Here is a 13,688-nt window from a genome sequence, read left to right as displayed (position 1 = left end):
CTGGCAAATTCCATTCAAGAAAATGAAAACTACAATGATTGATGAATTATTTTTTCGTTGCATTGCGCATAGGAAAAGCAATCAACATAAGTTACATGAATCATCGAAAGCCACTGGGTAAACTTTTGCTGAAGTATATTACACGATAATAAATATCCATTGCCTCCATTGGTCTTTGAGGAGTTCAAATTTGTCGGTTTATTTCTGGCACAATATCGTTATTGTGCCAATCGCTCTCTGCGTTCTGGTTTTCTGGCTCGACACCGCCAACCTCGGTCTCTGTGCAGCCTTTCTGACCACAGGATCTTTTGCCTTGCAAGTTATACACATAATAAAGACCCAAGAAACCAGGGCCATCTCAACCAATATGTATCTGGCCTTCAGCTGTGGCGTACTTCTATGGTTGATCTACGGCCTGCGCACTAACGACATGCCCATCACCATAGCAAACAGCATCACTCTCGCTCTGGCCTGCGCCGTCCTGATGCTCAAGCTACGTAACGAAAGGAACTGATGAGCATTCATACAACCTGGGGCTGGCACTCGGGGATCACGACGGCTTCTGTCTTGAGGCGCAACAACTGCCGGACAGCCCCAATCGGCCCGAGCTGGGCAACCCCTGGCTGCTACCGGGCGGGCGTTATCACCACCAGACCCGCTACCGTTTTATCCGCGACTGACTTAAAGGTTTCATGATTTTTACATAGCCTCAGCAGTCACTATCGAGCAAGATAAGCCGCCCCGAGACCCTCCCGGGGCGTTTTACATCAACGAAGTTAAGGATTGTTTGTTCGATGACTGACACCTATAGCCTGCTGGTCGCCTTTATTCTGGGCGTCGTCGAGGGGCTGACCGAGTTCCTCCCCGTCTCCTCCACCGGCCACATGATTATCGTCGGCCATCTGCTGGGCTTTGAAGGGCCCAAGGCTGCCACTTTCGAAGTGGTGATCCAGCTTGGCTCCATCCTCGCCGTAGTCGCCGTCTTCTGGCGCCGCCTGTTTGGCCTGATTGGCATCCACTTTGGCCAGAAGCCGTCCCGGGATCATGCCACCCTGTCGCTGATCCACGTCATCCTCGGCATGCTGCCCGCCATCGTGGTCGGTCTGGCCATCCACAGCTGGATCAAGGCCAACCTGTTTGGTCCACAGACCGTAATGTACGCGCTGGTCGCGGGGGGCATCCTGCTCATCATCGCCGAGAAGTTCCGCCCGGCCGTCACAGCTGAAACTCTGGATGACATCAGCTACAAACAGGCGTTCGGCATCGGTCTGTTCCAGTGTCTGGCGCTGTGGCCAGGCTTCTCACGCTCCGGCGCCACCATCAGTGGTGGCATGCTGATGGGGATCAGCCGTCACGCCGCCGCCGAGTTCTCCTTCATCATGGCAGTGCCCATGATGGTGGCGGCCAGCGGGCTTGATCTCTACAAGAGCCGCGATTTCCTCTCGATGGCCGACTTCCCGATGTTTGCAGTGGGCTTTATCACCGCCTTCGTGGTAGCGATGTTTGCGATCAAGACCTTCCTGACATTGATCCGCCGCATCGACTTTATCCCGTTCGCCATCTACCGCTTTGTCGTGGCATTCGCCGTCTATCTGGTGTTTGTCGCCTGACCGGCCACCAGCAATGAAATGACAAAAGGGACCAAACTGGTCCCTTTTTCTATTGGCTCACACCGTTTAGTAGAGGTGCTGACTGATGCCATTGAGCAGCCGTGACAGCCCCTTGGTGAACTGCACCGGCGCATCCTGCACCGTGTAGCAGAGGCAACCGTCCGGCGTATGCGGACTGTGGGAATGGCTGGCATCGCGCCAGATGAAATCACCCGCCTTGTAAAGGGTATCGCCATCCTGAATATTGCCCGCCAGCAGCAGGGTCAGCTCATAGCCCTGATGGGTGTGCTCGGGGATACGGCCGCCCGCTTCGATATGGAGCAGACTGGCGCGTGTCCCCATCTCGTCCAGCGGCAAACTCTGCTGACGAATGGCCCCGATATGGCGCCACTTGGGCGAACGGTAGCGGGCCAACACCCGTGGCAAACGATAGGCGTGACCGGCCACTTCGAGCTCGGCCGGCTGGGCTCGGGGCAGATCGGTAACGGGTGCGGCAACCGGTTCGGGCTGCGCCAGAATATCCGCCAGCATGGCGTCAAACCCGACGTCCAGCGCCACTTCATCGTGGGAGGCCAACTCAGGCTCTGCTAGCGAGGCAAGATATTGCTGCGCCAGCTCCTCCTCAAATGCTTTCAATCGGGCAGCACAATCGGGGCAGAGCTCGCAGTGAGCGGAGAGCCCGACCGCCAGCGGCAGAGGGAGCTCGTCGGCGGCGAAGGCGCGCAGCATAGGGTCGGTTGGATGGGCTTTAATCATGGCCTTGCTCCACTTGCTCTTTCAGTTTCTGTAGCGCCAGTCTGAGGCGGGACTTGATAGTACCGAGCGGCACGCCAAGGCGCTCCGCCAGCTCCTGCTGGGAGAACTCCTGCAGATAGATGCCACGTACCACCTGCTGTTGCGGCTCAGGCAGGGTGCCCAGATAGTGGGCCATCTGACGGGTCAGCACGGCATCCTCCCCTCCACTCAGATGCTCCTCTTCGGCCTGAAACTCCAGCACCGGCCACAGCTCCTCGGCACAGAGATCCTCCTTGCTGGCACGGCGCCGGCGCAGCAGATCGAAGCACTGGTTGCGCATCACGGTATAGATCCAGGTGGTCGGCGCCCCCTTCTCGGGGTGGTAGAGGCGCGCCTTCTGCCATACCAGCAGCATGGTCTCCTGCACCAGCTCCATGGCGTTGGCCTCGCTGCCGAGATGGCGCAGCCCATAGCTGCGAATGCGCGGCGCAAAGTGTTGGAACAGGCGGGCAAAAGCAGCCTTGTCAGCCTGCTCTGCCACCCTGATCAGCAGAGATTTGAGGTCGCCATCCGAGTTATCCATCACGGGCGAAGTCCTGCGTATGGTCGAGTGTGGTTGGCCAGTATATGCCATTGCGCCATCCCTTTGGTGTGCTGTCGAACATGCTGTGGTAATGACTAATACGGCTCTGCGGCGCTGGCAGATCAGCAGTTCAGAAAAAAATCAGTGACTGGCCACCAGCACTCCTTTGAGCAGGGCGATGGCGGGCTGATTGTCGGCGGCGGCCAGCAGCAGCTGCTTCTGCTCGGGGGGGATCGGCAGCACCTCCAGCCAGCGCTGTGCCACCCAGTTGCCATCGTCCCAGCGGGGGGCGGGATAGAGGGCGGCATAGTCGGGATAGTCGGCAAACACCTCCCGCAGCGCATCGGCCAGTGGCAGCTGATCGGGATGGAGCCGCCGGGGCGGCCATGCCGGCAGCGAGGTTACCTCACCGATGCGCAGGCCATCCTGCTCCTGCCACAGATCCTCTATCTGCAGCCGCTCCACCCCCTGCACCGTGATCCCCAGCATGCCGTCCGGCAGCCGGTCGAAGTCGATGACGTTGACCCGGGTGGCGATGGGCAGCATGTTGCGCAGGGCGTCAGGCTGGCGCGGATCCACCATGCAGAGGGCAAAGCCCGCCTCCCCCGCTTCGGCCACCATCCGCAGGTATCTGGGTTCGAAGATCCGCAGCGGCATGATGCCGCCGGGCAGCAGGTGGGCTGATAGGGGAAACAGTGCCAGTCGCATCACAAACTCCTTGCTGGGTTACGACTCTAGGTACGTGCAACAGCCAGCGGGAGATCAGTGTCGGGAAAAACCCTTAACAATCAGGGGAAATAGCCTGGACAAGGCGCTTCGATATGCAGTAGAAATGGATAAGCACCATAATTTCCGTCCAATATTCTGGAATATGGCGCCAAACGCAGTGAAATATCCGCCCGACAGCGAGCGGCGGGTCATCCCTATAGTTTTCTCGAGCCGATGCGGGTAAAATTCACGCCCTTATATATCAGTCATTTTTCGACGCGCAACCTTGGTGGTCAGTTATGAAAGAGCATATTCATCATCTACTTGAACAAACGGTAGCCAATCTCAAGTCAGCAGGCGTCCTGCCGGCGGACCTGGAAGCCCGCGTGCAAGTAGACCGATGCAAGGAAAAAGCTCACGGTGACCTGGCCACCAACCTGGCCATGCTGCTGGCCAAGCCGGCCCGCAAGAATCCCCGTGAGCTGGCGGCGGCCATCATCGAGCACCTGCCTGCCTCCGACCTGATCGCCAAGGTCGAGATCGCCGGCCCCGGCTTCATCAACTTCTTCTTCGACCAGCGCTGGCTGGCCGGTCAGGTCGAGGCCATGGTGACCTCTGCCAACGCCAACGTACGGTTGCCCACGCCACAAACCGTGGTGGTGGACTACTCCGCCCCCAACGTAGCCAAAGAGATGGCGGTGCACCACATCCGCTCCACCGTACTCGGTGACGTAGCCGCTCGTGCGCTGGAGTTCCTCGGCCACAAGGTGGTGCGAGCCAACCACATCGGTGACTGGGGTACGCAGTTCGGCATGCTGATCGCCTATCTGGAGAAGATGGCCAACGAGAACGCCTCCGACATGGAGCTGCGCGACCTGGAAGCCTTCTACACCCAGGCCAAGCGTTGCTACGACGAAGACGAAGCCTTCGCCGAGCGCGCCCGTAACTACGTGGTGAAACTGCAGGGTGGCGACGAGTACTGCCGTACCATGTGGAAGAAGCTGGTCGACATGACCATGGAGCAGAACCAGCGCAACTACGACCGCCTGAATGTCTCCCTGACCAACAAGGACATCATGGGCGAGTCCATGTACAACGACATGCTGCCGGAGATCGTTGCCGACCTGAAAGCCAAGGGGCTGGCGGTCGAGAGCGAAGGCGCCACCGTTGTCTTCCTGGACGAGTTCAAGAACAAGGATGGCGAGGCCATGGGCGTCATCATCCAGAAGAGCGATGGCGGTTTCCTCTACACCACCACCGACATCGCCTGTGCCAAATACCGTTACGAAACTCTGGGCGCCGACCGGGTGATGTACTTCATCGACTCCCGTCAGCACCAGCACCTGATGCAGGCCTGGACCATCACCCGCAAGGCGGGTTATGTGCCGGAATCCGTGCCGCTCGAGCACCACGCCTTTGGCATGATGCTGGGCAAGGATGGTCGTCCCTACAAAACCCGCTCCGGTGGCACCGTCAAGCTGGTCGACCTGCTGAACGAAGCGGAAGAGCGCGCCGCCGCCCTGCTGGAGAGCCGCAACAGCGACCTCTCTGCCGAAGAGAAAGCCCAGGTGGTCAACGCCATCGCCATGGGCGCGGTCAAGTATGCGGATCTCTCCAAGAACCGCACTACCGACTACATCTTCGACTGGGATCTGATGCTCTCCTTTGAAGGCAACACCGCCCCTTACCTGCAGTATGCCTACACCCGTATCCAGTCCATCTTCCGCAAGGCTGGCGTCGATGCCGCTACCCTTACCGGCAATGTGACCCTGAACGAGGAAGCCGAAGAGGTGCTGGCCCAGAAGCTGATCCAGTTCTCCGACGCGGTCAACGGCGTGGCCGACAAAGGCATGCCACACCTGCTCTGTACCTACCTGTACGAGTTGTCCGGCAACTTCATGACCTTCTATGAAGCCTGCCCGATCAACAAGGATGGCGTGGACGAGGCAACCCGTCAGAGCCGTCTGCTGCTGTGCGCCGCCACCGCCAAGGTGCTGAAACTGGGCCTCGGCGTACTGGGCATCCATCCCCTGGAGCGCATGTAATAGATGGCAACCCGGGATTATGTCGGCAGCCGCCCACGACGTCGGGCGGGTGGCCGCAATACCAAGAAAGCGGCTCCGCGCCGCTTTCCTGTTATTCCAGTGCTGCTGGTCGTGGCACTGCTGGCAGGCTTTGGTGGCTTCCTTTACATGATCAATGGCAAGGGCAGCGACGCCCCCACCATCGAAGAGCAGGTAAAGGCCAACAAGCCAAAACCACAGAACAACGGGTTGCCACAGGAGAAGTGGAGCTACATCGAACGGCTTGAGAACAAGCAGGTCGATGTTATCGAGCCACCGCCCCAGCCGGGCGTGCTGCCACCGCCCCCCGCCGATACTCTGACCCTGCAGCCGGAAAAGCTGCCGCAACCGGTACCGACCGACATTCCCCAACCGGGGACGCCCATCGGCCAGTCCAAACCCTATCAGACCAATCCGGCGACCACGCCTGACAACGGTGCGCCCGTTGCCAGCGCTCGGGAACAGGTGATCGATCGCCAGGCCGAACGGGAGCGAATGGAGCGGGAGATCCGTGCCGAGCTGGAGCGGGAGCGGGCCGAAGCGGCCAAGGCCAAAGCGGCTAACCCGCCAGCCCAGACCGCAGCCGCCGACAGCAGTCGCTATATGATGCAGTGCGCGGCTCTGCGCTCGCAGGATTCCGCAGAGTCGCTAAAGGCACGTATCGCCTTCACCGCCGGTCTCTCTTCCAGCCTGCAGGTGGTCAACACGGCCAACGGCACGGTCTACAAGGTGATGGTGGGCCCCTTCAACGGCAAGGCGGCCGCCGACGCGGCCAACGGCAAGCTGCAGAGCTCCGGCATCAGCGGCTGCATTGCCAAGAAGGGTTAGCATACTGTCAGGCTGAACCAGCAGAGAACCAGAACATGACAAATTCGAAACAGCCACCAAATGGCCTTCCGGTTTACCGCTTGATTACTGGGCCTGATGACGCGGCATTTTGTTTTCGTGTCAGCGAAGCACTAGCTCAAGGCTACACGCTGTATGGTTCTCCCTCGGCGACGTTCAATGGCCAAACTGTGATCGTGTGCCAAGCGGTAGTCTGGTCTGAAACAACATAATGCGGACAGTTTGCAGCAGGGCCGGGTGGCAACACCCGGCCCTGTTCTTTTGGTGTCACTCGCACCCACCCTGATTGCTACCCCGTTTATCCCGACCAAAGGCAGGGTTGAAAAGCCCGTTTGCCATCCCCATCTTTCTTGCCATGCACAGTCAGGCCGTCATTCGGCTCAAGCGAGGTAAGTAAAGTGACTACCATAGTTTCAGTTCGCCGCAACGGTCAGGTCGTCATCGGTGGCGATGGCCAGGTCTCTCTTGGCAACACCGTCATGAAGGGCAACGCCCGCAAGGTTCATCGCCTCTATAACGGCAAGGTGCTGGCAGGTTTCGCTGGCGGTACCGCCGACGCCTTCACCCTGCTCGAACGTTTCGAAGCAAAACTGCAGGCCCATCAGGGTAATCTGGAGCGCGCCGCCGTGGCGCTGGCCAAAGATTGGCGCACCGATCGCGCCCTGCGCCGCCTCGAAGCACTGCTGGCCGTGGCCGACGAACACAAATCCTTCATCATCACCGGCAACGGTGACGTGGTGCAGCCGGAGCACGATCTCATCGCCATCGGCAGCGGTGGCAACTTCGCCCAGTCCGCCGCCATCGCGCTGCTGGAAAACACCGAGCTGGATGCCAGGAGCATTGTCGAGAAGTCCCTCAAGATTGCGGGCGACATCTGCGTCTTCACCAACGGCAACCACACCATCGAAGTGCTGGACTACGTTGCCAAATAAGGCGCCAGCCAACCCAATTTCCCAAGGGGTGGGCACTGCCCGCCCCGGATACAGGAACACCATCATGTCCGAGATGACCCCGAGAGAAATCGTCCACGAGCTGGATCGTCACATCATTGGTCAGGCCGATGCCAAGCGTGCCGTTGCCGTTGCCCTGCGCAACCGCTGGCGCCGGATGCAACTCAACGAAGAGATGCGCCATGAAGTGACCCCGAAAAACATCCTGATGATCGGCCCGACCGGTGTCGGCAAGACCGAAATCGCCCGTCGTCTGGCCAAACTGGCCAACGCCCCCTTCATCAAGGTGGAAGCGACCAAGTTCACCGAAGTGGGCTATGTCGGCAAGGAAGTAGACAGCATCATCCGCGATCTGACCGATGCCGCCATCAAGCTGGTGCGCGAAACCGAGATGGAGAAGATGAAATATCGCGCCGAGGAAGCCGCCGAAGAGCGCATCCTCGACGCCCTGCTGCCCAACCCGCGCAACACCTGGGGTGAGGAAGAGAAAGCCGACAACTCCAACACCCGCCAGATCTTCCGCAAGAAACTGCGGGAAGGTCAGCTGGATGACAAGGAGATCGAGCTGGAACTCTCCGCCTCCCCGATGGGCGTCGAAATCATGACCCCGCCGGGCATGGAAGAGATGGCCAACCAGTTGCAGGGGCTGTTCCAGAACCTGGGCCAGAGCCAGAAGAAGAAGCGCAAGATCAAGGTCAAAGAGGCCATGAAAGCGCTGATCGAAGAGGAAGCTGCCCGTCTGGTCAATCCGGAAGAGCTGAAGCAGAAAGCGATCGCCGCGGTCGAGAACAACGGCATCGTCTTCCTCGACGAGATCGACAAGATCTGCAAGCGTGGCGAGAGCTCGGGCCCCGACGTCTCCCGTGAAGGGGTACAGCGCGACCTGCTGCCGCTGGTTGAAGGTTGCACCGTCAACACCAAGCACGGCATGGTCAAGACCGACCACATCCTGTTTGTCGCCTCCGGCGCCTTCCAGATCGCCAAGCCGTCCGACCTCATCCCCGAGCTGCAGGGCCGTCTGCCGATCCGCGTCGAGCTGACCGCCCTGACCACAGATGACTTCGAGCGTATCCTGACCGAACCGAACGCCTCCCTGACCGATCAGTACAAGGCGCTGATGGCCACCGAAGGGGTCAATATCGAGTTCACCAAGGATGGCATCCGCCGTCTGGCCGAAGCGGCCTGGCAGGTCAACGAGCGTACCGAGAACATCGGTGCCCGTCGTCTGCACACCGTGATGGAGCGCCTGATGGAAGATATCTCCTACGACGCCTCCGAGAAGTCCGGCGAGACCTTTGTCATCGACACCGACTACGTCAACGCCCATCTCGGTGCGCTTGTCGAGGATGAGGATCTGAGCCGCTTTATTCTGTAAGCGCGATCGATGGATCTGAAAACGCCTCCCTTTTGGAGGCGTTTTTATTTCTCCACCGCCTCCGTCATCTACACGGATTCTGGCCCTTATCTGCGGCAACCCATTAAATCAAAAGACGTTTTCAAACCATCCCTTTCGAATGCCCGCCGTTTTTCATCCCTGCTGATATCTGCTCAAAAAAAGATCTATCAACTTCTGTGTGATTGATTTATACATATGTATAAATCTGTGCAGCAGGAACCAGAAAGATGAATCCAACCCGGCAGAAACTGCTCGATACCGGCCTCGCCATCGCCACCGAGAAGGGGCTGCGCGGCCTGACGGTGCGCGAGCTGGCGGCGGCGGCCGAAGTGAACCTCGGCTCCTTTGTCTACCACTTCGGCAACCGCGACGCCTTTATCGATGAGCTGGTAGAGCTCTGGTACGCCCCCCTCTATGACGAGCTCAAATCGGTGGCAGCCAAAGGTTCCTACCCCTCTGCCATCGCCATGTTCGAGGCCACCATGGAGGCGCTGATCGGGCTGGTGGCGCGCCAGCGCGGCTTTATCAACCACCTGTTTGGCGATGCGCTGGCAGGCGAAGGGGCGGCCCAGCGTTTTCTGCTCAGCCTGCCGCGCCGCCATCCCCTGCTGCTGATCGAACAGGTACGGATGGCACAGGCGGAAGGGTCGCTGGTCGCGGGTCACCCGCTCCAGCTGATGATCTTCATCATGGGGTCGGTCGGCCTACCGCTGGTTATCGCCGGCAGCGGTCGTCAGCTCGGCTGGCTGCCTGAACAGGCCGCCCCCTTTATCAGCCAGATAGACAACCCCGAGGCCGCCAGACAGCGGCTGGTATGGGCCCTGCGCGGCCTGCGCCCCACCGACATGAAGGAAGGAGAAGCGGCATGAAACAACGCATTGCAATCGTAGCCCTGCTGCTGGCCGTTCTCAGTGGTTACCTCTGGTTGCAGAGCCATCCTCAAGGAGAAGCGGTATGAAGCAACGCATTGCAATCGTAGCCCTGCTGCTAACCGTTATCGGCGGCTACCTCTGGTGGCAGGGGCGCCCGGCCGACGGCTCCATCCTCTACGGCAACGTCGATATTCGCGACGTCAATCTGGCCTTTCGTGTCGGCGGACGCGTCGATCAGGTGCTGGTCGATGAGGGGGATAGGGTAAAAGCCGGTCAACTGCTGGCCCGCCTCGATCCGGTTCCCCTCACCCACAGCCGCGACAGCGCCCGCGCCAATCTGGCCGCGCTCACTGCCGCCAACGCCTTGATCCACAAAGGCTATCGCAGCGAAGAGACCGACCGTGCCCGGGCCGCACTGGCCGCCGCCGAAGCCGCTGCGCTGGAGGCCGACCAGCAGTGGCGCCGCCAGAGTGCATTGGCCGCCACCGGCGCCATCTCACGCGGTCAGCTCGATACCGCCCGCTCCCAGCGGGATCAGACCCAGGCGCAGGTGCGCTCCGCACGCGAACAGCTCGCCCAGCTCGAAACCGGCTACCGCCCGGAGGAAATTGCCCAGTCCGATGCCCAGCTGGAAGGGGCCAAAGCGGCGCTCGCCAGTGCCGAACTGGCGCTGGCAGATGCCAGCCTGACCGCCCCCAGCGACGGCATCATCATCAGCCGCGCCGTCGAGAACGGCAGCATGGTGCAGAGCGGAGCGACCGCCTTCAACCTCTCCCTGACCGCGCCAGTCTGGGTGCGCGCCTATGTGGAGGAGCCCTGGCTCGGCCACTTCCCGAGCGGCGCCAAGGTGACCCTCACCACCGACTCGCGGCCGGATCAGCCCTATCACGGGGTGGTGGGATTTGTCTCGCCCACCGCCGAGTTCACCCCGAAATCGGTGGAAACGCCGGATCTTCGCACCCACCTCGTCTACCGGCTGCGCATCGTGGTGCAGGATCCCGACCCGGCCCTGCGCCAAGGAATGCCGGTCACCGTCAGGCTGGCGCCATGAGCTGCGCCATCTCCCTTGAGGGGCTCACCAAACGCTTTGGTGAGCGGGTCGCCCTCAACGCCATCTCGGCCACCATTCCGGCTGGCGGCATCACAGGGCTGGTCGGCCCCGACGGCGCGGGCAAGAGCACTTTGCTGCGCCTGCTGGCCGGTTTGCTGATCCCCGAAGCGGGCACCATCCGGGTGCTGGGGCTGGACCCGGTGAGCGAGGGGGATCTGCTGCGCCAGCGCCTCGGCTACATGCCCCAGCAGTTCGGCCTCTACGAGGATCTCAGCGTGCTGGAGAACCTCACCCTCTACGCTGACTTGCGCGGCGTACTGGAGCCCGAACGTACGCCCACCTTCGCGCGGCTGCTCGCCTTCACCGACCTTGCCCGCTTCACCGCACGACCGGCAGGCAAGCTCTCTGGCGGGATGAAGCAGAAACTCGGTCTGGCCTGCGCCCTGCTCGGCACCCCGGATGTGCTGCTGCTGGACGAACCGGGGGTCGGGGTCGATCCCATCTCCCGCCGCGCCCTCTGGCAGATGGTGCGGGAGCTGGCCAAGGGGGGGATGACGGTGCTCTGGAGTACCGCCTATCTCGACGAGGCAGAGCTGTGCGACCACGTGCTGCTGATGGCAGATGGCGAGGTGCGCACCAGCGGCACGCCAGCCGATCTGATGGGGGCCATGGCCAGCCGCTGCTGGCTGCTGGAGGCGGGGCTGCTGGATGGCCGCGAGCGACGCGCCCTGCTGCGCCGGGCACTGGCTCACTCGGCGGTGATGGATGGCGCGGTGGCGGGGGAGCGGGTTCGCCTGCTGCTGCACCCCGGCATGACGCCCCCGCCGCTCCCGGAGCTACATCTCGCCAACGGCGCATTTCAACCGGCCCAGCCCCGGCTGGAAGATGCCTTTATCGACCTGCTCGGCGGTGGCCCCGGCGGGGAGTCGAGCCTGGCAGCCGGGATGCGGGAAGCCGAACTGCCGCAGGGGGTCTCCCCCGAGGCGGTGATCGAGGCGCGCCACCTCACCAAGCGCTTTGGCGATTTTGCCGCCACCGATGATGTCAGCTTTGCGGTGCGCCGCGGCGAGATCTTCGGCCTGCTCGGCCCCAACGGGGCGGGCAAGTCCACCACCTTCAAGATGGAGTGCGGCCTGCTGCGCCCGAGCGAGGGGCAGGCGCTGGTGACCGGCATCGATCTGGCCCACAGCCCCTCGGCGGCACGCCAGCGCCTCGGCTACATGGCACAGAAGTTCTCCCTCTACAAGCAGCTCACCGTGGCGCAGAACCTCTCCTTCTTCGCCGGTATCTACGGCCTGTTCGGCCGCCACCAGCAGACGCGGATCGACGCTATGGTGACTGCCTTTGCCCTCGCCCCCTGGCTCGATCAGAAGGCGGAATCCCTGCCCCTCGGCCTGCGCCAGCGCTTATCGCTGGCCTGCGCCCTGCTGCACGAGCCGCCGCTGCTGTTCCTCGACGAGCCCACCTCCGGGGTCGATCCGGTGACCCGGCGCGAGTTCTGGTCGCACATCAACGCGCTGGCCGACCACGGCGTCACCGTGCTGGTCACCACCCACTTTATGGACGAGGCGGAGTATTGCGACCGCATCGCCCTCATCTATCGCGGCAAGCTGCTGGCCCTCGGCACCCCGGACGATCTCAAGGGGCTGGCCGCCAAAGAAGCGGCGACCTCTTTGCCAACCGGCTCCTTGTCGACCTGTTCTTTGCCAACAATGGAAGAGGCCTTTATCACCCTGGTCGAGCGGGCCAGCGAGGAGGACGCATGAGCATCAACCGTCGGCGACTGCTGGCCCTCTGCCGCAAGGAGACGCTGCAAATCGTCCGTGACCCGAGCAGCATCCTCATCGCCTTCATCATGCCGGTGGTACTGCTGGTGGTAATGGGTTACGCCATCAATCTGGATGTGGACCACCTGCGCCTCGGCATCTGGCGTACCGACAGCGGCGCCCCGGCGGTGCGGCTGGAGCAGGCCCTGCGCGGCTCTACCGCGCTGGAGATCCACAGCGGCCCGAGCAAGGAGTCCCTGCTCGCCAGTCTGGCCCGCGGCGAGATCCGCGGCCTGCTGGTGATCGATGACGGCTTCTCCCGCGCCATGGCCGGTCAGGGCAATGGCACGCCGCAGGCGCTGCTGCTGACCGATGGCTCCGAGCCCAACACCGCCAACTTCGTCACCAACTATGTGCAGGGGATCTGGCAGGGGTGGCTCGCTGGCGAGGGGGTCGCCATACCGGTGTCGATAGAGAGCCGCGCCTGGTTCAACCCGGCGCTGGTGAGCCGCAACTTTCTGGTACCGGGCTCCATTGCGGTGGTGATGACCATCATAGGGGCCCTGCTCACCTCGCTGGTGGTGGCGCGGGAGTGGGAGCGCGGCACCATGGAGGCGCTGCTCGCCACCCCGGTCACCAAGGGGGAGCTGCTGCTCTCCAAGCTGTTGCCCTACTATGGCCTTGGCATCATTGCCATGCTGCTCTGCCTGCTCTTCTCGGTGACGGTGATGGGCGTGCCATGGCGCGGCTCCCTGCTGCTGCTCTTTCTGGTCACCAGCGTCTTTCTCGGCAGCGCCCTCGGACTCGGGCTGTTTCTCTCCACCGTGATGCGCAGCCAGTTCAATGCCGCACAGGCAGCGCTGATCGCCGCCTTTCTGCCCGCCGTGATGCTGTCGGGCTTCGTGTTCGAGATCGCCAGCATGCCGCCGCTGCTGCGGGCCATCACTCACCTCATTCCGGCCCGCTACTTCGCGAGCTCCCTGCAGACCCTCTATCAGGCGGGCAGCGTCTTCTCGATCCTGCTGGTCAACGGTTTCTGTCTGCTGCTGCTGGCGGGTTTCTGGCTGGCCCTGACCGCCCGCAAGACGCGGCGCACTCTGGAGTAACC

General features: G+C 61.8%; 14 protein-coding genes and 1 pseudogene. 12 read left to right on the top strand and 3 right to left on the bottom strand.

The window, feature by feature from the left end:
• Positions 1-190 precede the first annotated feature (190 nt).
• The 3 genes and pseudogenes from G5137_RS10340 (at position 191) to bacA (ending at position 1,610) form a co-directional block, all read left to right on the top strand.
• Positions 191-514: a SemiSWEET transporter gene (locus G5137_RS10340; protein ID WP_421221976.1), complete on the top strand. Its 324-nt coding sequence runs from the start codon at positions 191-193 to the stop codon at positions 512-514.
• Between the two features lie 34 nt (positions 515-548).
• Positions 549-680: pseudogene (locus tag G5137_RS10335) on the top strand (galactose-1-epimerase); the annotation flags it as partial.
• 114 nt (positions 681-794) lie between these two features.
• Positions 795-1,610 (top strand): undecaprenyl-diphosphate phosphatase, encoded by an 816-nt coding sequence (gene bacA, locus G5137_RS10330; protein ID WP_227341615.1) that lies wholly within the window; start codon positions 795-797, stop codon positions 1,608-1,610.
• A 66-nt stretch (positions 1,611-1,676) separates the two neighbouring features.
• Here bacA and G5137_RS10325 read toward each other — a convergent pair whose 3' ends face one another.
• From G5137_RS10325 to G5137_RS10315, 3 genes are all read right to left on the bottom strand, one after another.
• Positions 1,677-2,366 (bottom strand): ChrR family anti-sigma-E factor, encoded by a 690-nt coding sequence (locus G5137_RS10325; RefSeq protein ID WP_227341616.1) that lies wholly within the window; start codon positions 2,364-2,366, stop codon positions 1,677-1,679.
• Positions 2,359-2,928 (bottom strand): sigma-70 family RNA polymerase sigma factor, encoded by a 570-nt coding sequence (locus G5137_RS10320; RefSeq protein WP_227343139.1) that lies wholly within the window; start codon positions 2,926-2,928, stop codon positions 2,359-2,361. Before G5137_RS10320 ends, G5137_RS10325 begins: the two co-directional genes overlap by 8 nt.
• A 141-nt stretch (positions 2,929-3,069) precedes the next feature.
• Positions 3,070-3,636, bottom strand: a complete 567-nt coding sequence (locus G5137_RS10315; protein ID WP_279011232.1) for an LON peptidase substrate-binding domain-containing protein — start codon at positions 3,634-3,636, stop codon at positions 3,070-3,072.
• Between the two features lie 299 nt (positions 3,637-3,935).
• Between G5137_RS10315 and argS the strand changes: the two genes are divergently transcribed.
• From argS to G5137_RS10270, 9 genes are all read left to right on the top strand, one after another.
• Positions 3,936-5,681: an arginine--tRNA ligase gene (gene argS, locus G5137_RS10310; protein ID WP_227341618.1), complete on the top strand. Its 1,746-nt coding sequence runs from the start codon at positions 3,936-3,938 to the stop codon at positions 5,679-5,681.
• A 3-nt stretch (positions 5,682-5,684) separates the two neighbouring features.
• Complete coding sequence (locus tag G5137_RS10305; RefSeq protein WP_227341619.1) at positions 5,685-6,527, top strand: SPOR domain-containing protein; 843 nt, start codon at positions 5,685-5,687, stop codon at positions 6,525-6,527.
• A gap of 35 nt (positions 6,528-6,562) precedes the next feature.
• Positions 6,563-6,757: a DUF1737 domain-containing protein gene (locus G5137_RS10300; RefSeq protein ID WP_227341620.1), complete on the top strand. Its 195-nt coding sequence runs from the start codon at positions 6,563-6,565 to the stop codon at positions 6,755-6,757.
• A 186-nt stretch (positions 6,758-6,943) separates the two neighbouring features.
• Positions 6,944-7,477 (top strand): ATP-dependent protease subunit HslV, encoded by a 534-nt coding sequence (gene hslV / locus G5137_RS10295; RefSeq protein WP_204384878.1) that lies wholly within the window; start codon positions 6,944-6,946, stop codon positions 7,475-7,477.
• 64 nt (positions 7,478-7,541) lie between these two features.
• A complete protein-coding gene (gene hslU, locus G5137_RS10290; RefSeq protein ID WP_421221979.1) occupies positions 7,542-8,870 on the top strand; it encodes an HslU--HslV peptidase ATPase subunit in 1,329 nt (442 codons plus the stop codon).
• Positions 8,871-9,118: 248 nt separating this feature from the next.
• Positions 9,119-9,760, top strand: coding sequence for a TetR/AcrR family transcriptional regulator (locus tag G5137_RS10285; RefSeq protein WP_005355553.1), 642 nt, complete (start codon positions 9,119-9,121; stop codon positions 9,758-9,760).
• A gap of 85 nt (positions 9,761-9,845) precedes the next feature.
• Positions 9,846-10,814 (top strand): secretion protein HlyD, encoded by a 969-nt coding sequence (gene hlyD / locus G5137_RS10280; protein ID WP_216949952.1) that lies wholly within the window; start codon positions 9,846-9,848, stop codon positions 10,812-10,814.
• Positions 10,811-12,580 (top strand): ATP-binding cassette domain-containing protein, encoded by a 1,770-nt coding sequence (locus G5137_RS10275; protein WP_421255343.1) that lies wholly within the window; start codon positions 10,811-10,813, stop codon positions 12,578-12,580. Before hlyD ends, G5137_RS10275 begins: the two co-directional genes overlap by 4 nt.
• The gene (locus tag G5137_RS10270; RefSeq protein ID WP_201995014.1) at positions 12,577-13,686 is read left to right on the top strand and encodes an ABC transporter permease; all 1,110 of its coding nucleotides are present in this window, start codon (positions 12,577-12,579) and stop codon (positions 13,684-13,686) included. The genes G5137_RS10275 and G5137_RS10270 overlap by 4 nt, the downstream gene beginning before the upstream one ends.
• The last annotated feature ends 2 nt before the right edge of the window (positions 13,687-13,688 follow it).

It is taken from the genome of Aeromonas sp. 600282, assembly GCF_049175755.1.
Lineage (GTDB): Bacteria > Pseudomonadota > Gammaproteobacteria > Enterobacterales > Aeromonadaceae > Aeromonas > Aeromonas veronii_A.
This window is presented reverse-complemented; position numbering and strand designations above follow the sequence as displayed.

Bases quoted from the DNA above. Each gene is read 5' to 3' on its own strand.
- bacA (WP_227341615.1), top strand. From the start codon at position 795: ATGACTGACACCTATAGCCTGCTGGTCGCCTTTATTCTGGGCGTCGTC.
- G5137_RS10325 (WP_227341616.1), bottom strand. From the start codon at position 2,366: ATGATTAAAGCCCATCCAACCGACCCTATGCTGCGCGCCTTCGCCGCC.
- G5137_RS10320 (WP_227343139.1), bottom strand. From the start codon at position 2,928: ATGGATAACTCGGATGGCGACCTCAAATCTCTGCTGATCAGGGTGGCA.
- G5137_RS10315 (WP_279011232.1), bottom strand. From the start codon at position 3,636: ATGCGACTGGCACTGTTTCCCCTATCAGCCCACCTGCTGCCCGGCGGC.
- argS (WP_227341618.1), top strand. From the start codon at position 3,936: ATGAAAGAGCATATTCATCATCTACTTGAACAAACGGTAGCCAATCTC.
- G5137_RS10305 (WP_227341619.1), top strand. From the start codon at position 5,685: ATGGCAACCCGGGATTATGTCGGCAGCCGCCCACGACGTCGGGCGGGT.
- G5137_RS10300 (WP_227341620.1), top strand. From the start codon at position 6,563: ATGACAAATTCGAAACAGCCACCAAATGGCCTTCCGGTTTACCGCTTG.
- hslU (WP_421221979.1), top strand. From the start codon at position 7,542: ATGTCCGAGATGACCCCGAGAGAAATCGTCCACGAGCTGGATCGTCAC.
- G5137_RS10285 (WP_005355553.1), top strand. From the start codon at position 9,119: ATGAATCCAACCCGGCAGAAACTGCTCGATACCGGCCTCGCCATCGCC.
- hlyD (WP_216949952.1), top strand. From the start codon at position 9,846: ATGAAGCAACGCATTGCAATCGTAGCCCTGCTGCTAACCGTTATCGGC.
- G5137_RS10275 (WP_421255343.1), top strand. From the start codon at position 10,811: ATGAGCTGCGCCATCTCCCTTGAGGGGCTCACCAAACGCTTTGGTGAG.
- G5137_RS10270 (WP_201995014.1), top strand. From the start codon at position 12,577: ATGAGCATCAACCGTCGGCGACTGCTGGCCCTCTGCCGCAAGGAGACG.